Source organism: Streptomyces sp. NBC_00154, assembly GCF_026342835.1.
Taxonomy (GTDB): Bacteria; Actinomycetota; Actinomycetes; order Streptomycetales; family Streptomycetaceae; genus Streptomyces.
In genome coordinates this window covers 1148350-1168661 of record NZ_JAPEMI010000002.1, presented here as the reverse complement: position 1 = coordinate 1168661, position 20312 = coordinate 1148350, and the positions used below count along the sequence as shown (strand labels likewise).

At 65.8% G+C, this 20312-nt stretch carries 17 protein-coding genes; 13 read left to right on the top strand and 4 right to left on the bottom strand.

Annotated elements, in window-relative coordinates:
• The first annotated feature begins 148 nt into the window (after positions 1 to 148).
• Positions 149 to 532 carry a hypothetical protein gene (locus OHA03_RS41845; RefSeq protein ID WP_267009176.1) on the top strand — a complete coding sequence of 128 codons (384 nt, stop codon included), beginning with the start codon at positions 149 to 151 and terminating at the stop codon, positions 530 to 532.
• 643 nt (positions 533 to 1175) lie between these two features.
• Entirely contained in the window at positions 1176 to 3314 is a 2139-nt protein-coding gene (locus OHA03_RS41840; protein WP_267009175.1) for a SpoIIE family protein phosphatase, read from the top strand.
• 404 nt (positions 3315 to 3718) lie between these two features.
• Here the strand turns inward: OHA03_RS41840 and cynS are convergent, their stop codons facing one another.
• Positions 3719 to 4189 carry a cyanase gene (cynS, locus tag OHA03_RS41835; protein WP_267009174.1) on the bottom strand — a complete coding sequence of 157 codons (471 nt, stop codon included), beginning with the start codon at positions 4187 to 4189 and terminating at the stop codon, positions 3719 to 3721.
• Positions 4190 to 4277: 88 nt separating this feature from the next.
• Positions 4278 to 4877 (bottom strand): carbonic anhydrase, encoded by a 600-nt coding sequence (locus OHA03_RS41830; protein WP_267009173.1) that lies wholly within the window; start codon positions 4875 to 4877, stop codon positions 4278 to 4280.
• 121 nt (positions 4878 to 4998) lie between these two features.
• Between OHA03_RS41830 and cynR the strand changes: the two genes are divergently transcribed.
• On the top strand, positions 4999 to 5904 hold the full coding sequence (gene cynR / locus OHA03_RS41825) for a transcriptional regulator CynR (RefSeq protein WP_267009172.1): 906 nt from the start codon (positions 4999 to 5001) through the stop codon (positions 5902 to 5904).
• Positions 5905 to 6207: 303 nt separating this feature from the next.
• Here cynR and OHA03_RS41820 read toward each other — a convergent pair whose 3' ends face one another.
• Together OHA03_RS41820 and OHA03_RS41815 are read right to left on the bottom strand one after the other, a co-directional pair.
• Positions 6208 to 6759, bottom strand: a complete 552-nt coding sequence (locus OHA03_RS41820) for a helix-turn-helix domain-containing protein (RefSeq protein WP_267009171.1) — start codon at positions 6757 to 6759, stop codon at positions 6208 to 6210.
• A 390-nt stretch (positions 6760 to 7149) separates the two neighbouring features.
• Complete coding sequence (locus OHA03_RS41815) at positions 7150 to 8226, bottom strand: IS110 family transposase (RefSeq protein WP_267009655.1); 1077 nt, start codon at positions 8224 to 8226, stop codon at positions 7150 to 7152.
• A gap of 752 nt (positions 8227 to 8978) precedes the next feature.
• Here OHA03_RS41815 and OHA03_RS41810 point away from each other — a divergent pair.
• From OHA03_RS41810 to OHA03_RS41765, 10 genes are all read left to right on the top strand, one after another.
• Complete coding sequence (locus tag OHA03_RS41810; RefSeq protein ID WP_267009170.1) at positions 8979 to 10403, top strand: MFS transporter; 1425 nt, start codon at positions 8979 to 8981, stop codon at positions 10401 to 10403.
• An 837-nt stretch (positions 10404 to 11240) separates the two neighbouring features.
• Positions 11241 to 11657 (top strand): CBS domain-containing protein, encoded by a 417-nt coding sequence (locus OHA03_RS41805; RefSeq protein WP_267009169.1) that lies wholly within the window; start codon positions 11241 to 11243, stop codon positions 11655 to 11657.
• Between the two features lie 626 nt (positions 11658 to 12283).
• The gene (locus tag OHA03_RS41800) at positions 12284 to 12466 is read left to right on the top strand and encodes a hypothetical protein (protein ID WP_267009168.1); all 183 of its coding nucleotides are present in this window, start codon (positions 12284 to 12286) and stop codon (positions 12464 to 12466) included.
• A gap of 77 nt (positions 12467 to 12543) precedes the next feature.
• Positions 12544 to 12750: a hypothetical protein gene (locus OHA03_RS41795; RefSeq protein WP_267009167.1), complete on the top strand. Its 207-nt coding sequence runs from the start codon at positions 12544 to 12546 to the stop codon at positions 12748 to 12750.
• A 1056-nt stretch (positions 12751 to 13806) separates the two neighbouring features.
• Positions 13807 to 14394: a TetR/AcrR family transcriptional regulator gene (locus tag OHA03_RS41790; RefSeq protein WP_267009166.1), complete on the top strand. Its 588-nt coding sequence runs from the start codon at positions 13807 to 13809 to the stop codon at positions 14392 to 14394.
• 362 nt (positions 14395 to 14756) lie between these two features.
• Positions 14757 to 15869, top strand: coding sequence for an IS630 family transposase (locus tag OHA03_RS41785; RefSeq protein ID WP_267009165.1), 1113 nt, complete (start codon positions 14757 to 14759; stop codon positions 15867 to 15869).
• A 203-nt stretch (positions 15870 to 16072) separates the two neighbouring features.
• Positions 16073 to 16930 (top strand): NAD-dependent epimerase/dehydratase family protein, encoded by an 858-nt coding sequence (locus tag OHA03_RS41780; protein WP_267009164.1) that lies wholly within the window; start codon positions 16073 to 16075, stop codon positions 16928 to 16930.
• 167 nt (positions 16931 to 17097) lie between these two features.
• Positions 17098 to 17997, top strand: a complete 900-nt coding sequence (locus OHA03_RS41775) for a LysR family transcriptional regulator (protein ID WP_267009163.1) — start codon at positions 17098 to 17100, stop codon at positions 17995 to 17997.
• An 837-nt stretch (positions 17998 to 18834) separates the two neighbouring features.
• A complete protein-coding gene (locus OHA03_RS41770; RefSeq protein ID WP_267009162.1) occupies positions 18835 to 19323 on the top strand; it encodes a (2Fe-2S)-binding protein in 489 nt (162 codons plus the stop codon).
• Position 19324: 1 nt separating this feature from the next.
• Positions 19325 to 20308 (top strand): xanthine dehydrogenase family protein subunit M, encoded by a 984-nt coding sequence (locus OHA03_RS41765; RefSeq protein WP_267009161.1) that lies wholly within the window; start codon positions 19325 to 19327, stop codon positions 20306 to 20308.
• Positions 20309 to 20312: the final 4 nt, after the last annotated feature.

Genomic DNA, 20312 nt, shown 5'->3' with positions numbered 1-20312 from the left:
CTCGTTCGCCGTCATCGAGAGCGACAACTGACCAATCGGCCCGCACCCGGTCAGCCAACTGATCAGCCCGGTCTACGACTTCTCCGGCGGACAGTCGGCGGAGCTCGACTTCTAGACGGCATACCTGAACAAACCGCACAAACTGCAGATGAGCGTGGACGTCGCCACCGACGGCGGCACGACCTGGGAGACGACCTGGGTCACTCCTCCTCGAGCGGCGACGCCAGGGGACGTGTACGTCGGGACGCGCACCCTCGTGCCGGTCTCTGGCGGCTTGACCGTCGACACCGTCCGTGACAGCAGCTCCAGGGCGGGCCTGGTCGGCGCCACTATCACCGACTTGCAGCATCCGGTCAGCACGGCGGTCACCGTCGCGACGCCGGACGACCCTCGGGCCGGCAACGGTCTCTTCACCCTGTTCGTTGCGAACCCGGGCAAGCACACCCTGCGTGCGAGCGCCCCGGCCACGCCACCGCAGGGCAAGAAGACCAAGGTGCATGCGGACAAGGCAGTCCGTGCGAACCTCTCCTGAAGGCCGCCCCGGCGACGTCGGGCTAACCACCGCGTCACAAGGGGGCGTCCACGCCCGGACCATGCCCCACTGCGGGCCGGGCGTGGACGCCCGTCCACCGGCACGACACGCCGCGAGCCGGCCGAGGAACATCACGCGCCCACCTCCCCTAGGCAGAAGGATCACCGGCAGTATCCGACGCGAGGCCCTCGACCACGTGCTCACCATCAACGGGACCCCCGCACGGCAGGACCTTGCCGTCCACAAGCGGACCACAACGAGCACCCTCCGCCCACCTACTGGGCGGTGCGCGGTGCGCCGCCCTTCATCGCGAAACCGTTGGTCTCACCGGCGTGACCGGCCCCGCAGGTTTACGAGAGGCGGACACACTTCCCAATGCTGAAGACAAGCCGCGAGAGCATCGCCGCGCCGCGGTTGCACCAGAGTCACCGGGGTGAGATGACTTGAATGAGTGCCATCACATAGGACCGGGGACGTAGTCGCCGGATGACGCAATCCGCGCCCTATAGCCGCATAGCGCGCCGCACCGTGTGGGGAAAGCGTGAAAGATTCCCGGACAGCCAACGACGGAACTGACGCCACCGGCAACCCCCCTCCAGCCCCCACTGACCGGAGCAAGCTGCTTGCCGAGGTCTTCCGTCAGATGAGATTCGAGTTCGGCGCCTATGTCGGCGTCGTCTACCTGGCTGCGCATGATGCCAATGGCACGCACCTGCTGTCAGCCGCAGTCGGCGGGGCCCCGCCAGCGGTCTTCACCATCCCCGAGGTCATTGCGTGCGACGGTCCCCTCGTAACGGCTGCCGCCTACCGCACCGGCCGCACCGTGGCCTCCGACGCTGCCCATGCGATCTCCCGTGAAGAGCGCGCACTGCGGATGATGCCCTACCCATACTCGGTCGTGGCCGTACCCCTCATCGCCGGGGACGAGAAGCTTGGAGTGCTGACCGGGATTTGGGTACCGCCAAGCCAGACCTGCGAGGGACTGCAGGAACGGATGGCTACGCTGGGGGAACTGCTGACGTCCGGTTTGGTCGACCAGTCTCAGGTTGATCACACCATGAAGCCGACCGCATCTCCCCTGATCATCCCCATGTTCCGAAGCCCGGACGATGAAGGGATCCCCATCGCGGAGGTGAAGCAACGTTGGGGATTGCCCGACCTTCCCGGATCAGCCGCTCTCTCGCAGATGTACCAAGTACACAAACTCTCCGCCGCGCTCAACGAGGCGCCGGGGCTGGTCGACGTCATGCGAGCTGCGCGTGAACGGATCATGCTGCCTTTCGGCGCCAGCGCATTCGTGGCTGCGGTGGCTCAAGAGGGCAGACTTCGGGTGGCCGGGCACAGCGGGTCTGCGGAGCTGGTGCGGATGGTCCACGGGGCGCCCCTGGACAGAAGCACCCCCAGTGCAGATGTGCTCTGCACCGGACAACCCCTCTTTCTCCCCGATCGCGCGGCACTGCTAGCGACCTACCCCACTCTGGAGAGTGCTGACATCCAGGCATGTGCGGTGCTACCTCTGGTGGGCAGCGGAAACTTCCGGGGCAGCTGCCTGCTCGGCTTTGAGACCGCGCGATGGATCGGCGCCGAAGAACAGGCCGTCCTGCTGATGATGGCCGCCCAGCTCGCCGTGGCCATGGAGCGTGCCCAACTCACCGAGAGCGAGCACGCTCTCACGGAGGCGCTGCAGAAGAAGCTACTCCCCCGCTCACTGCCCGAACTCCCCGAGGTGGTGATCACTGCTCGGTACCTGTCCGCGTCCGCCCCCTCGGGGATGGGCGGTGACTGGTACGACGTCATTCCCCTGCCGGGTCGGCAAACCGGTCTCGTGGTCGGCGACGTGGAGGGCCACAACATCGACAGCGCGGTGATCATGGGACAGCTCCGAAGCGGACTGCGCGCGTATGCTGCGGAAGGACACGAGCCCGCCGATGTGCTCGCCCGATCCAGCGAACTGCTCGCCGAACTCGACACCGATCTCTTTGCCACTTGCTGTTTCGTCCGACTCGATCCGGAAGGCGGGGTCGTCGAGATCGCTCTGGCCGGTCACCCGGTTCCGCTCCTTCGCTGCCCCGAGGCCGGGATCATAGCGCCGGACGCTCCGCCGAACCTCCCGCTCGGCGTTGAGCCTGGCTATGTGTATAGCAGCACGGAATTCACCATCCGCCCGGAGACACTACTGATGCTTTACACGGACGGAATCGTCAACTCCCCCACCGGCGACCCGGTGGTCGACGCACGCAGCCTTCTCGCTTCAGCCGACAGAGTCGAAGCCCGTTCCCTGCACAAGATTGCGGACTTGCTCCTCATGGGCGCGTCGAAGCGCCCCGAGCGCCAGCGGGACGACATGGCACTCCTGTTCGCTCTATACGAGGGAAATCCTCTCGGCTCGGTCCGCAGGGTCGACCGGATGGCTATACGGAGGCACGACATCCAGGGCGTGAGGTCCGTGCGAAGGTTCGTGAGGAGTTACCTGCTCAGACGGGACCTGCAGAGACTTGCCGACGACATGGAAGTGATGGCTTCCGAAATCGTCACTAATGCCCTCATTCACGCCGACAGCGATGTCGAGGTATGGCTCCGCGAATACCCCGACCGCATTCATTTCGAGGTCCGTGACACCGACGCCAAGCCTCCAGTGCCGACATCCATCACCGACTCCGACGAGGCGAACGCCGCGGCGGAGCACGGAAGGGGGCTAAGCATTGTGGAAATCCTTTCCTCCGCGTGGGGAAATTCTCCCCACGGCCGAGGAAAGACAGTGTGGCTCGACATTCCTAAATAAAGGAATACAGACCTGCGCCGTCGCTCTCCGACACCTGGTCGGAACGACGCACCGGCGCGTGGACATCGGCCACCCCGCCAGCCCCCGAACGGCCTGTTGCGCATGACCGACTCCACCACGCTGCTGTCCTGTAGGACAGGCGGCTTCTGGCTGGGCACCGGCTCCCTGGTTCGGCCTGCTGACCGACGAACTCATCCGCCGCAGCGTCCACACCTGGGTGAAGGCGCTGGAGGACGACATCAGAGCCTGGATCGACTCTTGGAACGAGAACCCCAGGCCCTTCACCTGGACCAAGGCAGCCGACGAGATCCTCAAATCCCTCGCCGACTACCTCAGCAAGGTGACTCCACGAGCCACTGAAAACCAGCAAGAGACTAAGTCCGTGATTTTCGGCGCAGGCGACACTAGAAGGGCTTAGTGGGCAAGTACTTGCCGTCCAGGGTGATCACGGCGCGCTCGCCTCCCTCGGGATCGGCGATCTTCTTTACGTCGAGCTTGAAGTTGATCGCGGAGATGATGCCGTCACCGAACTGCTCGTGGATCAGGGCCTTGAGCGTGGTGCCGTAAACCTGGATCATCTCGTAGAAACGGTAGATCGTCGGGTCGGTGGGAATGCCGCCCTCGATGGAGCCGCGAGTGGGAATGCTGCGCAGCAGTGTCACCGCATCGTCGTCGAGGCCAAGGAGTTCGGCGACGGCCTCGGCCGACTTCTCCGGCAGCGCGTGCTGGCCGAGGATGGCGGCCGTGACGAACGCCACGGACAGGCCGGCAGCGTCTGCGATCTGCTGCCAGGTGAGGTCCTTGCGGGTCTTGGCTTCGACCGCGGTGACCGCGAGCTGCTGGCGGGCGGTGTTGTCGAGTTGGGCGTGCATCATGGCGTTGCTTCCTTTCAGTCGGTCCCCCCATGAAAGTGCGGAGAGCGGAAGACATGGTCCCGTGGATCGGCCAGACTGGGCCGGGGGGTCAGGCCACGAGGGAGCGGTGCGGCCCGGCGTCGAGTTCCTCGACGGTTCCAGTTGGGATGTCGAAGACCCAGCCGTGCAACCGCACACTGTCCTTGGCCAGCGCATGGGCCACCGAGGGGTGTGTGGCCAGATTCGCCAGCTGGACGGCGACGTTTTCCCGTACCAATGCGGCGACTGTCTGCCTGCTTCCGGCGGGTGCGTTGAGGTCCTGGGCGGCAGCCGCTTGGCGCAGCCAGTCGGCGATGGCCGGGGTGTCGGTCAGGTCATGGCCTTGGGCGAGAGCGGTCATTGCACCGCATGCTGAGTGTCCGCAGACAATAATGTCCTTCACTCCCAGGACGGCAATGGCGTACTCGATGCTGGCGACGATGCCGTCGGCGCCGGAGGTGTAGAGGGGGACGAGGTTGCCGGCAGTGCGGATGACGAACAGCTCGCCGGGATCGGCCTGGGTGATCAGCTCGGGGATGACACGGGCGTCAGAGCAGCCGATGAACAGCGTGCTGGGCTGGTGGGTGGTGGCCAGCTGAGCGAGGAGCCCTGCCTTGGCGGGGAAGACCTCCCGCTGAAAGCGGGTGATGCCCTCGGCGAGATGACGCATGCCGTACTCCTTCCGGTGGTTTGCCGATGAGGTCTACCTCATTCACTGTGCACGAGCTGCCCTTATAGCGTCCAAGACTCATTACCACTGAGTTCCATCGACCGCATCTATAATGATGGGTGTGAAGCCTGAACTGCGCCATCTGCGATACCTGCTCGCAGTGGCCGAGCACGGGAACTTCACCCGCGCCGCCGAGGGCCTGCGCATCTCGCAACCCACCCTGTCTCAGCAGGTCCGGCAGCTGGAAAAAGCCCTCGGTGTCCAGTTGTTGGACCGTACTGGCCGCACGGTACGCCTCACCGACGCCGGGACCGCCTACGCCCATTACGCCCAGCGCGCGCTACAGGACCTTGCGGCCGGCGAGCAGGCGGTGCTGGACGTGCAGAACCTCTCCCGTGGGCACCTACGCCTCGCTGTCACCCCTACCTTTACGGCCTACCTCACGGGCCCCCTCGTCGCCGACTTCTATGCCCGCTATCCGGGCATCACCTTGGACGTGCGAGAGATGCCCCAGACCCGCATCGAAGCCGACCTGCTCGGCGATCGGATTGATCTCGGCATCGCCTTCATGGGCGCCCATCACCCGGGCATCGAGGCCACCGCACTGTTCACCGAGACCCTCAGCCTCGTCGTCGGCCCCTATCACCCCGACATCCAAAGGCGCGGCCCCCTGCCCATCACCGACCTTCGCGAACGCCATCTCGCCCTGCTCAGCGGTGACTTCGCCACCCGCCAGCACATCGACCAGCACCTCGCCGAACACCACGTGCAGCCACGGATCGCGTTGGAGGCCAACTCCATCAACGCACTCACCGAAATCGTGACCCGCACCCCGCTCGCGACCGTCCTACCCGACGCGATCACCCGCGGCCATCCCCACTTGGCCCCCATCCCCCTCTCCCCCGCACTCCCCTCCCGCACCGTCACACTCCTGCATCGTGAAAGCACGTACCAAAGCGCCGCCGCCCGCGCCTTCACCAGCCGGGCCACCAACTGGGCACATGCTCACGGCTTCAACCTCTTCTGACCAGGGAGGCAGTGGACGCCACAATGCGACTGGTCGGCCCTGCCGCCCAAAGACGCCGACTCAGGCAGGCAAGGGCCGGACACCGGCCGACACCCTGCATCGGGTTTTTGTCCCAACCCACCCGTCGGCCGGTCAACAGACCCCGGGCGGCAATCGAGACCTTGATGGACCCGGCAACCACCCTTCATGAACTACTGAGGCGGGTGCGGGGCGGCGTCAGCAGCGCTCGGCTATTGCGTCGGCGGTAGACCTCGCGGTCGAAGCCGGGTGGTCGTCCACCGCGGCGGCCCCACGGGACAAGCCCTAGTAGTTTGCCGTCTGGTCGCCCTCCGAGAGCGTGGGAGCAGAGCTGAGGTCTGATCCGTTCAACTTGTTCGGCGCAAAGGCGACGCCAACCTCGCCGAGTGGAACCTCATGCCCCGCCTCACAGGTGACGCCTGCCCTCAGCGGCGCGCTGCAGTTGTGGTGGGTGAAAAGGAGTGGTGGTCCGGCCGGGTCGGCGAGGTAACGGTCGCCCCACTGAATGAGAGCCAAGGCCACAGGGAGCAGGTCGCGGCCTCTTTTCGTGAGTGCGTACTCATGTCGGGTGCGCGTGCCAGGCTCCTGGTAGGGGCGACGCTCAAGGACACCGACAGCCACGAGTTCGCGCAGGCGCGAGGCAGCAACAGCTTCGGAAATGCCCGCCCTATGCGCGAAGTCGTCAAAGCGCCGAGTGCCGTAGAAGGCCTCGCGTATCAGCAGCATTGCGGAGCGACTGCCGACCGCGCGCACAGCGCGGTCAAGGGAGCAACGGTCAGTGATCCAGCCGTCCCGGTCGGCCACCGGTCCGTCTAGGTGTGCAGCTTCTGTCGACATGCGCCAAGACTAACGCTGGCTTGAGATTTCCCTACTCAGGCCATTGGCGCTCTGGCCATGGATAGCAGAAGCCAAAAATAGTTGGGATCTGCCGGTGTTACACACGACCGCATTCGTCAACGTTGCCTTGGGCAACATCGGACGCGAGTTCGGCCGGGACTCCCCGGCCGATCCAAACCCCGGTTCCGCTGCTGGTCTCGCGCCGCCGCGCGGTGGCCGTTTCGGGCAGGAAGCGGGAGGCGGGGGTCCTTACAAGGGTTCTCCCCGCTCCCCGTGGGCAGCAGCCTGCGCGATGGGCGGCAAACGTGACCGCCTCCAGAAGACCGGGCGATCGCCGCGGCAACATCCGACACGCGAGTCGGGTACGGCCCCCGAGGCTGCTATATCGCGTCAAGCCGCTTGGACGAGGTTCTCGGAGTTCGTGCCGGTCTCTCGGTCGGAGTGTTCGAGGATCTTGAAAAGTTGACGGCAGATTGTTCGCTGGAGGCAGCGTTGCGCATCGCGGGAGGTCTTGCCCTCGGCGACTCTGCGGGCGACGTACGCCTTCGTGGTCGGGTCGAGTCGCATTCGGATCAGCGAGATGGTGTGCAGAGCCCGGTTGAGCTGCCGGTCGCCGCTGCGGTTGAGTCGATGCCGGTCGGTCAACCCTGACGAGGCAGGTATCGGCGAGACGCCAGCGAAGGAGGCGAAGGCGGCCTCTGATCGGAACCTGCCCGGGTGGGGCCAGCTGACCAGGATCTGAGTAGCAGTGATCGGCCCGACGCCGAGCAGGTCCAGAAGTTCGGGCGCCACCTCGCGGACCAGGAGGAGCATCTCGCCCTCGAGCTCTTTCGCTTCGGCCTGCAGGGCCTGGATGCGCTGGGCGGTGGATCGTAGGGCCCGCACGGTCATGCGGTGCTCGATGTCCTGTGCCGGGCGGTCTCGTAGCTGAGCACAGCGTGCGATCAGGACCGGCCGCTTGAGTTTCCGCAGCTCCACGCGGAGATCGTCCGGTGCGGACACGATCAGCGATTTGAGCTGGTTGATCGCGGCGGTGGAAGCGAGTACAGCTCCGTGACGGGTGGCGAGCAGGACACGCAGGGCTTCGCGCTCGCCGCGGAGCCGAGGCTGGATCAGATGCTCGCTGACCAGAGCTTCCTTGGCCGCGCGGATCGCATCGATCATGTCGGTCTTGCGCCCGCCACGGACGGCTGGGCGCTTTGGCCGGCAGACTTCCACGACTCGCTCGCCGGCCTGGTTGAGGAAGGCGGCCAGGCCAGCGCCGTAGCTGCCGATGCCCTCCAGGGCCCAGCAGCGGCGGCCGGGAACGTGCTGGCGGGCGAAGTCCAGCAAGCGCCGGTAGCCGCGGGCGTTGGCGGGGGCGTCAGTGCTGGACACGACCGCGCCAATGGGGCTGACGGCTGCGGCAGCGAGGGTGTCGCGGTGGGTGTCGACGCCCATGACGCCGTCGACCTGTTCTGCGAGCATGGTCACGCGGTTGTTCTCCTTATGAGTGGGACGACCGTGTCGGGGTCGGCCTGGGAGGAGTCACCGCGTGGCAGAACTGTGATGAGTCACGTCGAAATGGCGGACAAGCTGCTGATCAAGCCAACGGGGTGGGCCAGGCCGACGTCGACGTCCGGCAGACATCTCGGGGCACGACAAGCCCTGACGAGCCGTCAGTTACCTTGTGAGTCATGCCGGAACGTCGACGCCGACCCTGACAGCAGCCCAGCCCGGGCCGCAGCTCTACTCTCACAGTTACCTTTCGTGGCTCCGCAATGGTGCCTCCCGGCCTTCGGGGCCGGCATTACTTCCTCCTTGTTGGCAATGATGCGGGGGTGTCAGTCACCGGGTCCGAGGGCATCGACAGACCGCTGATAAGGGGCTTGAGCACTGGCTTCACCCGGCCGAAGAGCTCTCCGTAACAGCGATGTGACAGCTCGGTGCCGTGACAGGCCGGACGAAAGCGTGAGTGGAGGTGGCCTGCACGTGATCGACACGGCGACATCGGCGTCTTCCTCGACCTGGACGCCGGCAAGGGCGAACACCACGCCACCACCGTCACACCGGCCGGGAACGCCAGCACCCACCGGCGTCCCGCGCGCCGAGGCACTCAGCGCGCGGGGAGAGGGCCAGGGCTGGACAGCCGAGCCTTGAGCCGTCGACCTATGAGCCGACAACGAGTTCGCGAGGCATCTGGCTTGCGTCGGTCCTAGCCGGATGGGTAGCGTCTGGCTATGGAAAATCAAAGCCAGACGGGCAAGACCACCTGGGTACTGCCGGTGCTTTGCGTTGCCGCGTTCATGGCCAGCTTGGACCTGTTCATCGTCAATGTTGCCTTCTCGGACATCGGGCAAGAGTTCCCAGACAGTTCGCTGGCCGACCTGAGCTGGATCCTCAACGCCTACGCGATCCTGTACGCGGCCCTTCTGGTTCCCCTGGGACGCCTGGCTGACCGCTTCGGGCAAAAGGCGGGCTTCCTGAGTGGCCTGGCTGTATTCACCGCCGCAAGCGCCGCCTGCGCCTTGAGTGACAGCCTGTGGCCCCTGGTCGCCTTTCGGGGAATACAGGCAATGGGCGCCGCACTGCTCACTCCCACGAGCCTCGGCTTGCTCCTCACTGCCACGCCCGCCGACCGGAAAGAGCGAGCAGTGCGCGTCTGGGCGGCCACAGGCGGTCTCGCGGCCGCCGCAGGGCCTGTCGTTGGAGGTCTCCTTGCCGAGGCCTCGTGGCGCTGGATCTTCCTGGTCAACGTGCCGATCGGTGCTGCTGCCTTCCTGTTGGCGCTTCCTTCGCTGCCCGCCAGCCGACACGGCGTGGATGCCCGGCTGCCGGACCTCCCAGGCGCCGCTGTTCTTCTGGCCTGCATCAGCGTCCTAGCTCTCGGGCTGGTCCAAGCTCCTTCCTGGGGCTGGGGCAGCCCCAGGAGCGCTGTATGTCTGGGACTGACTCTCACGGGCATGGCTGTCTTCTGGCGCCGCTCCCTACGCCATGCCTCCCCCGTGGTGGAACCGGCGCTCCTGCGCGTGCCCTCATTCGCCTGGTCCAACGCCACCGCCTTGGCCTTCACAGCAGCGTTCGCCGCCGGCCTGCTCGCCACCGTCATGTGGCTGCAAGAGGTATGGGGCTACTCGGCGCTCAGGACCGGCATGGCGATCACCCCGGGGCCCCTGATGGTGCCGCTGTTCGCCTCCCTCGCCCAAGCTGTCGCTCACAAAGTGCCAGCCGGCTGGATCACCGCGGTGGGATCGGCCCTATTCGGCACCGGCATCATCGTGCTGCAACTGAGCCTGGGCGCTCAGCCTGCCTACCTCACGCAGGCGCTGCCGGGCTGGCTGCTGAGTGGCATGGGCGTGGGTCTGGCCCTGCCCACCATCCTGGCCGCGGCCACGGCCGACCTCCCCAACAACCGTGCTGCGACCGGCAGCGCAATCGTCAACATGAGCCGCCAACTGGGAGCAGTCCTGGGAGTAAGCATCTTGATCGCGCTTGTCAGTGTCCCCCACACCTATACCGCCACACACGCGGCCTTCACGCTCGCGCGGTGGACCATTGCCGCCGTGGCTTTCGTCGGCGCACTGACCGCCTTGCGTATGACCCCCCGCAGCACACCCTCCGACAGCGCCTCTGCCGCCCTGACCGTCACACCTGAGATGTCATGACGTACAGCACCATGGCGATGGCGGCTCCGTGCAGAGATCAGGGCGCCGCAAGCTTCACGGGCACCATCCAAGACCACTTGTGCCCAATACGAAGACCTGAAGCGGTTGTCACCTCGGTGAGGCTCACCTGCCGAGCTAAGGCCGTCTAGGTGTGTTGTCCGGGCAGGTTGACGATGCGCTGACTGGGGTCTGACCGCCGATTCCGGTGTGTGGTCGGTGGTTTGGGCGTCCTACTCCGCCCAGCGGGGAGCAAGAACGGTAGTGGCTCGCCAAGTGCGCCGCCCCGCACGGACTGCAGCATCTACTCCCCAGCGACTCCGCTCCGACCTGCAGGCATCCGCCACCGAACAACTCCAAAGACTGTTGATCGTGGACGCAGCGCTATTGATGCCAAGTGGGGCACACATGGCGAGACCTCAGCAACAGTGGGAAAATTGGGAAAGCTTTCCTTCGGAATACAAGTACATTGTTCGGCCAACATGGCAAACATCAGGGGAAGTTCGGTTGACCGCAAGAGTCATGGGCTTCCTGCCCGCTCAAGAATGCTTATGTCGGTGCAGCCGACGCAAAGGGGCAAGTATGACCGGCCCTGCACAGCGATCCGGGGATCATGTTCGCGGTTTACACGTCGTGCAGATCGCGAAGCCACCGACCATGGCCGGACCGTCGCATCGCAAACTCTGCCTCGGAATTCTCTCGCCCAGATAACCGAGACTTCGGTGCCCCCCTGTGGATCATCGCCGGAAAGTTCCGTCGAAGGCCGCCGGATACCCGCACACTTCACGACATCCCTGTGTGCCACATCGTGGTTGAAACCGCTTACGACCGGAGGAGCCTGTGAACCTGGTTCGAGACGCGATGACCAGCGACGTCGTTACCGTACCGCCCTACACCGCTCTGACTTCGGTTGCCGCCTGTATGCGTGACGCCAACGTCGGCTGCGTCCTCGTCGTCACTGACGACACCCTTCACGGCTTGATCGCGGACCGCGACATCACGGTCCGCGTCACTGCCGAAGGTGTGATCGCGGGAAGCGCAACGGCCCACCAAGCCGCGTCCGGAGCCCTGGTAACCGTCACCTCCGATACCACTCTCTGCGAGGCCGCCGCATTGATGTGCGACCATGCACTGCACCGTCTACCTGTCGTGGACGACGGCCATCTCGTGGGACTTCTCTCGCTAAGCGACATTGCTGAGACGGCCCATGCGCGAGAGGTACTCATCGCACTCGGAAACGCCCAGGCCAACCACTGATCGCCAAGTTGTCCCCCCGGCATCTTTTCCACCTCTCCACAGCGGGCTCCCAGCAGCCGGGCCCTACATGACTTCTCTTCCTCCTCTTGATCACGATCTGGGAGGTGACCGCGCGCCGAAGGCACCGGTAGACCGCTGATAAGGGCAGAACCGCCGAGTCGTAGGCAGATCCTTCATCACGTGGATCGCCGGCAATCAGCGCCGTGGGGGCACGACCTATTCAGGAGGGTGCACCAAGCGCGACAAAGTCGCTGCCTGTGACTGCGACTGGTGCTGGGCGATCCGCAGCTGGTGGTGAACCTGGTACGTCGAGAAGCACGCGTGGACGTTCTGTGTGCTGGAGTCGTTGCACACCGTGCTCAAGGGCCGGGATGCGTTCGCCACGGGGCGGACCCCTGGGCTCGCGCGCTGGACTGGCAGGCCAACCGGGCCCCGGGTAAGGACCACACTGGAGCTCTCGGACAGTGCGGAGGAGCAACTGGCGAGCTTCGAAGTGCTACTGGACGAGATGTGCGCGCTCGTCGTCGACGAGGTGCGGCAATGCTGCGGTGGAGGTCGTGTGCGGGAAGTGGTCGCATCTCCGCGAAACGGCTACACGGGGTGACCGGGAGGCTACGATCACGGACATGGACTTCTCCGCGGCAATGGAGCCGCTGAAGGACAGTCGGCGCATGGCCCGCCGCAGCTGGGTCCAGCCCGGCAAGTACGTATACCTGGAGGCCGAATCGGTCTGCATCACACCAGACATCCTCGAACCGGCTCTCGCCGCCCGCCTGCGGTTCATGGCCGCTGAGGCACCGCCCAGGTAGGGATACAGCCCTCGCACGCCGGACTGGTCGCCTAGGACTGGTACGACATCGACGCCGGAAAGCGACAGGGGATGACGATGCCGCGAGAACTGACCCATATTGAGTGGACCGCCTTCCATGCGGCCTACCTTCAAGGGAACACAGCCCTATGCCCGTCCTGCGGTACAGCCCAGCAGGCCGTGCTCAAGCCGCTGGACCGGACCGTGCGCTTCTCCTGTGGTCACCAGCTGGCGATCCCGGAGAACACCGAACCTCTCGCCCAGCCGCGGTCCTCCGCGCGCTGATGGCTCCGCCACAGCCGGGCAATGCTGAGGGCCGTGGCACACGGAAGCGGGCCGCCGCGAGGGTCAGCGAGAGGCGCCCGCCGGGCCGCCTCCTGCGATGTGGGCCGCGACCGCGTCAAACCGGGCCCCGTGTACAGCCCCAGGGCGCGGACAGAGGAGTGGCGGGAGCGGGCCAGCAGTATTGGGGCGACGGCCGCGCTCAGCGTCATGTGAGCGGACTGTGGCGGAGCCGGTGGAGCGTGAACCCTCCAGATCGACGACATCCTTCGGCCGGGCGAGCGGGTTGGCCAGCAGTCGGGTGGACGAAGACCTCTGTCGCGCGGCTGCAGGACAGGCGGGCGAGCCCGTTTCTGTGCACACGTCCAGGGTGTGCGTCCCTGCGGGCGCGCGGCGGCCGGTGAGCAAGAGCGGGCCGCGACCGCAGGCTGAGGCGGGGCAGCAGTGTGGCGCCGCCCGATACCCGGCCTTGGGCGCCAACCGGACGCCTGAGAACGGCTGCTACAGGCCACCCGCGACACCAGGATCGCTGAGTCTCTGGCGGCACCAGACCTCCGAGATGGCGATCGGCCACGCACGGCTACGGACCGCATCCGGTCGGCAACCCTGGGCGGCGACGGAGCTTCCGGCCATGTGCCCGGCATGACTCCTCTCCCTGTTGATCAGGATCTAAAGCACCCGTTACCCACCGATCCCGACACGCCTGCTGCTGTGGGAGCCCGCAGCCGGTCGAGCGGGACACTCAGTCAGGGGTGACCCGCGACGCACGAAGCGCCTCCCGTCGCGACCCGGTCAGACAGTCATCCGCGTTGTGGAAGCAGGGCGTGTGACAGCCGCGTGCATGACAGACAAGTAGCCCGCCCAAAATCACGAAGCACCGAGCACCGTACCCATGGCACACCCCGGGCCCGCCGCACTCGGAAACGTCCCACTGGCCAGCACCAACCCTTGCCGCCGGCGAACCACCGTGGAAACTCGTGCCGGGCACCCGACCGGAACCCTCGGTATCGACCCCTCATGCAAATGGACTGAAAAGTCAAGAACTGTTACGGTCGGCGCATGGCGCGCCCCCGAAGCTTTGACGAGAACCAGGTTCTACAGTCCGCGCGCGAGCAGTTCTGGAACCGGGGCTATACGGCTACATCGCTGGAAGACCTCATGTCAGCCACCGGACTGGGCAAAGGAAGCCTGTACGGGGCGTTCGGCGACAAACGCCAGCTCTTCCTGCGCACACTGGACGACTATCGCAGGGAGCAGCTCGACAGCGTCCGGCAGATACTCACCGGACCTGGTTCGGGGCTGGAGCGCCTAGGGAGCCTCCTCGACGGCGCCGCTGGCGGTTACGCGAATGATGCCTGCCGCCGCGGGTGCTTCTTGGCCAACAGCACCTCCGAACTGCACGGCCAGGAGTCCGAAGTGGTCTCTCGCGCCCGGGCGACCTATCAGGAGGTACAAGACCTTTTGGCCGCCTGTGTGAAGGATGCACAACGGGAAGGCGACCTGGCCAAAGGTGCCGATCCGCAGGAAATGGGCAACCTGCTGCTCGCGGTCCTACAGGGAATCGAGTTCCTCGCCAAGACCGACATGGACGCCTCGGCCCTCATGCAGATCGGCCGCACCGCGTTGTTGAGCCTCCCTCGCCCCTGACCCGACGCGCGTGAGGCCGCCCTGCGGCGCGATGTTCGGTGTGTTCGATCCCGTCCGCGACGAGCGGCAACCCTGGCCCGTGGGGCGTGCAGAGCCATTGCCGACGTCTTTCGCGCCGAGCGTGTGGGAGTCAACCGCATAGGGCCTGGGTCGCAGGACCACCCACCGATCAGAGCGGGACCATTCAAGTGGTGTTGAGGGCCCACGTCTGCCGCTTTTCGCGACTTCTCCGTTGCGGCGATCGCCATCGGCTGGAGTATCCGCCGCCAGGTGTCCGCCAATGATCATGTCCGCGATCGGTCTTTGGACCTGATTCCCAGGTCCTAGTGTTTCGTGATTCCGTCAGCGTTACTTGATCTTGTGTGGCAGGGTCTCTTGGTGTGGAGATCTCCCTGGAACAGGCCGCCGAATTGCGGGAGTTGTTGAACAGCCGGGACGTTCCTGCGGACATCGCTACGCGGGGCCGGATCGTGCTGTGGTCGAGCGAGGGGCGTCGGCGCAAGGACATTGCCGAGCTGCTCGGGGTGTCACTGCCGACCGTGGACCGCTGGAAGACCCGCTATGCCGAGCACGGACTGGCCGGGCTGGAAGGGGAGCGTCCCGGTGGCGCACGGGAACAGGTACCGGCGCGGGTGCGGTCCCGGGTGATCGCGCTGACGCGCATGACGCCGCCGGACGGCACGGGGCTTTCGCACTGGTCCACACGGGAGTTGGCGAAGTACCTGGAGCGAACCGAGAACATCACCGTGTCCTGGCACTACATCGCGCGCGTCTGGCGCGAGGAAAGCCTGAAGCCGCACCGGTCCGGCACCTTCAAGATTTCCAAAGATCCCGCGTTCGCGGAGAAGGTGGCCGACGTGATCGGCCTGTATCTGGCCCCGCCGGGCGGCGCGGTAGTCCTCTCGATCGACGAGAAGACGCAGATCCAGGCGCTGGACCGGACCCAGCCGGTGCTGCCGGTCGCCTTCGCGGCGAGCGAGAAGCGCACCGCCGACTACGTCCGGCACGGCACCACGAACCTGTTCGCCGCCCTGAACGTCACTACTGGTGAAGTGCTCGGCGAGTGCAGGCCGACCCGGAACGGCAAGGATTTCCTGGCCTTCTTGAAGAAGGCGGTGAAACCGCACGCCGGGAAGGACATCCATGTCGTCCTGGACAACCTCTCGACGCACACCACCCCGGAGGTCAAGGAGTGGCTGGTCAAGAACCCGCACGTCCACTTCCATTTCACTCCCGTCGGCTCCTCGTGGCTGAACCAGATCGAGATCTGGTTCGGAATCCTGACCCGGCAGTCCATCCGCCGCGGCACGTTCTCCAGCGTCAACGTCCTGATCAAACAGATCCGCGACTACATCAACTCCTGGAACACGACAGCGAAACCGTTCACTTGGACCGCGACCGCCGGCGAGGTCCTCGCGAAGGTCCGACTCGTCGCGACCAACGTGAAGAAACTCGTAAATAACAACTCGAACTGACATGAACAGGATCACGAGACACTAGGACCTCCTTCCACTCTGCTGATGCCCGATGGATATGAGGTGTCGCCGGTGCGGAAATTGCCCTGAAGCGCTGATGCCCAACGGGTATCACAGGTGTCACAAGAGGTCTTGGACGCAGCCCGGTCTTCGAGCGCAGGCTTTGAGTAAGTTACCGACCGACGGCGATAGGAACCAAGATCATGAGGGTTTTCCTCACCGGTGGAACCGGATATATCGGCAGGGCAACGATCAGCGCGCTGGTCCGGCACGGCCACACCGTAGAAGCGCTGGCCCGTAGCGATCGTGCGGTCCAAACCGTCAGCGCCCTCGGAGCAACGCCGGTGGTCGGCGCACTGGGTGACCTCAGTGTGCTGAACGCCTCGACCGCCCGTGCGGAAGCGGTCGTGCACCTGGCGCAGGCCGAGAGCGGCGCCGAGGACCTCGCGGCCGCCACCGCCATGCAGGACGGCATCGGCACTGGCACTTACGTGCACACTGGCGGCTCCTGGGTCTACGGCGACACCAACGGCGTCGCCGACGAGACCGCCCCCTGGAACCCGCCAGCCCTGGTCGCCTGGCGTAAGCCGGTGGAGGACGCCGTCCTGGAGCGCGCGCAGCAGGGCGGGCGGCCCGTTATAGTGCAGCCCGGCTTGTTGTACGGCGGCGAGAACCGCCTGATCAACATCTTCTACACCACCCCGGGCAAGGAAGCGGGCATCATCCCCTACATCGGCGACGGTGCGAACCGCTGGGCGCTGGTGCACATCGACGACATCGCGGAGCTCTACGTCGCCGCGCTCAAGGCGAAGCCCGGGTCTGTGTATGTCGGCGTGGGCGGCGCTAACCCCACTGCCAAGGACTGTGCAGTGGCCATCGCCCACTCCGTCGGCCTCGACGGAAAGGTCGCCTCGATCACGCTGGAGCAGGCTCGCAAGCAGATGGGCCCGATCGCGGACGCCTTCGCCCTGGACCAGCAGTTCACTCCGGCCCGCGCCGAGGCCGAGCTGGGCTGGACCCCCGCCCACACCGACCCGCTGACCCTCCTCGCTGGTGGCTGAGTTCATCAGTCTCTGCGCATGCGGCGCGGTGACGACTTTCCATGCACGAGCGGTAGATTCGTGATCGATTGCCGCGGTCGTGCCCGCGGGAGGGCCGCGGCATTCCTTTTCATGGCGACTGATTAACAAGGTGGCCATTTCAGTGAGAAAGCGAGCGGTGATTCTGGGTGGACCTTGATCTGCGGAAGCTCCGATACTTCGTAGCAGTGGCAGAGGAACTCCACTTCGGACGGGCGGCCGAGCGACTGCACATCGCCCAGCCCGTCCTCTCCCGGCAGATTCGCAGCCTGGAGGACGAACTCGGAGCGGAAGTGTTCAACCGTGACCGTCGGGGCACTCTGCTCACTCCAGCCGGCAAGCAGCTGCTGGAGGACGCCGTTCCCCTGCTCGCCTCGGCCCAGGCACTGATCAGGCGGGTGAAATCGGCGGCGCAAGGAACTCAGACGCTGACCATCGGCTTTATGCCCGGCATCACGGTCACCCCGGCCATGGTCGCCTTCACCGCGCACCACCCAAACGTGAATGTGCGCCTGCTGCGCACCACTTGGGACGATCAGGTGGAGGTGCTGCTCGACAGCCGGGCGGACGTCTGCATCGTACGACTGCCCATCGACCAGCACGGCCTGCAAGTGCGGCCGCTCTTCCAGGAACCACGGACCGTCTTGCTGCCAGTGGGGCACCCTTTGGCGGACAGGAAGTCGGTAGCCATCACGGACCTTGCCTCCGAGCACCTCCTGCAGGACCCGAACGTCGTTCCCGAGTGGCGTGATGTGGCACTGGAGCTGCGGGACAAGCACCGCCCCGAGGTTCCGGCGATCCACCAAGTCGAGGAGAAGCTCGAACTGGTGGCCGCCGGAGCCGGCATCTGCGTAATCCCGCTGTCAACCGCCAACTTTTACACCCGGCCGGACGTCATTGCTCTGCGCGTGGATGACATCGGCCCCAGCGAGGTGGCCCTGGCGTGGGCGGCGACCCGCCACTCCCCCCTCATCCGCGACTTCGCCCAGGCGGCAGCAGAGTCCCTCGCCGAATTTCACGCCGAGGGACAACGGCCGACGGCGTACTAGGAACCGTCTTCAAGCGACGGGCCAGGGCAGGACGGATGCGAGTGTGACCGCTGCGTAGCGACGGAAATGCACAACATCTTTCACAGTGTTCCGGCTGCTCACGCCCGGAACAATGTACGGGTCACGTAGACGATGCCATTGATGACCTACCGCTGCGATGTGCCGCCGCCTCGTTAAGGCCTTTGGTGTCAGCGGGCGATCACCCCTACTTGTCGATGGGGAGTTCACAAGTGGGCACACCATGTGGTTCACCATCTGGCGCGGAGGACGGGCCGTAGGTCGGCCCGGCGCAGCCAGCCCTGCATCCCCCCGATCCGAGGCTTCTCTCGAAGTCCAGCGTTACCTTCGTGGATCCGCTGGTTCCCGGCGCCTTGTCGCATTTTCCGCTCCCGCCCTCAGGCGCCAGCGGCGCGACGGGGACACGGCGACCGGCCCGGGAAGTTCATTCGGCACATCGACGTGCCGAGCCGGCTGAGCGGCCTGGCGCACGATTCAGATCGCGGAGGTGCACGTCCGGGCGGGTGCGTGGCCGGTGCAGGCCAAGGGCGCAGCCGGCACTGTCAGGCAAGTGACCGATGCCTGGTCGCAGGGGTCACGCAGGCCTTGAAGTGTTCAGCCCTCCTCGTGGGGCGCCGGCGCTCGCACGAGCCGCCTGCGCGACGCGGCCAGGCGCAGAGGACGCCCCGAGAACGGAGTGACGGCCGCCAGCAGGCAACGACTATTGGTACTTTACACCGTCAATAGTGAATTAGGTTACGTATCGTCACACATGGGAAATGTTTCAATCCTCGCGAAAAATGTCCATCTTCCTGAGATCTGCCGCCCCCGGAGCAATGCATGCCCGACGAGCCCTTCACCCCCGAAGTCACCGTGACCCTACGGGTAAACGGGACAAACACACAAGTCCCGTGTGACGTGCGGACAACCCTTCTCGGCCTCCTCCGCGAGCGTCTTCGGTTGACCGGAACGAAAAAGGGATGCGACCGCGGCGAGTGCGGTGCTTGCACGGTCCACCTCGATGGGCGCCGCGTCAACGCCTGCACGGTGCTGGCCGCGAGCGCCGACGGCTCCGAGGTGACGACCATCGAAGGACTCGCCCGGGACGGCGAACTCCACCCCGTCCAGCAAGCCTTTATTGAGGCGGACGCCTTCCAGTGCGGATTCTGCACGCCTGGCCAGATTATGTCGGCCGTCTGCTGCATCCAGGAGGGTCACACCGGCTCGAACAACGAGATCCGCGAATGGATGAGCGGCAACATTTGCCGCTGCTCCGCATACCCCCAGATCGCCGCGGCCGTCGAGGCGGCGGCCGGAAAGGAGCTGTGACATGCGGCCGTTCACCTACGTACGCGCCGAATCCCTGCGCGACGCCCTGGACAACGCGCGCACGGCGGACACCAGGTTCCTCGCCGGCGGCACGGAACTGCTCAACTGGGCGCGGATCGGCATCGAATCACCCCGCCGACTGGTCGACATCGGGCGGTTGCCCGATCTGCACGAGATCACGTCCTACAGCGATGGCCTGCGCATCGGCGCGCTCGCCCTGCTCAACGACGTGGCCCAGGACCCGCGTGTCGAGGCGTCGTACCCGGTGCTCTCCCAGGCCATCCTCAAGTCAGCCTCTGCTCAGTTGCGCAACCTGGCCACCATCGGCGGCAACCCTGTGCAGCGCACCCGGTGCCCCTACTTCCGCTCTCCCGGACCGGTCGCCTGCAACAAGCGTGTCCCTAAATCCGGTTGCGCGGCCCTGCACGGCGCCAACGAGCGCCTGGCCATCTTCGGCTGGACCGAGGACTGCGTGGCCGTACAGCCCTCGGACCCCGCTGTTGCCCTCGCTTGTCTGGACGCGGAGATCACCACCGAGCACGTGGACGGCGGACGCCGGATTCCGGCGCCGGAGTTCCACACCCTGCCGGGTGAGGACCCATCGGCGCACAATGTGCTGCGCCCCGGCGAGCTGATCACCGGCATCGAGATCGGCGCGCCCGTGCCCAAGTCCGCGTACGTGAAGGTGCGTGAGCGCCAGAGCTATGAGTTCGCGCTCGTCTCGGCGGCCGCCGCCGTCGAGATCCGAGACGGCCTGATCTCCCGAGCCCGCCTGGCCCTCGGCTCGGTGGCGATGCGTCCTTGGCGGCTGTACGACGCGGAACAGGCGCTGGTCGGCCTGCGCCCGGGCAGCCCTGCGGTGAGGGAGGCGGTTACCTCCGGCTTCTCCGCGAGCCGTCCGCTGTCCTCGAACGCGTACAAGATCCCCCTCGCTCGCAACACCGCGCTGCGTGCCCTCGACCTGGCCCTGGCCCTGGAGGCATGATGAC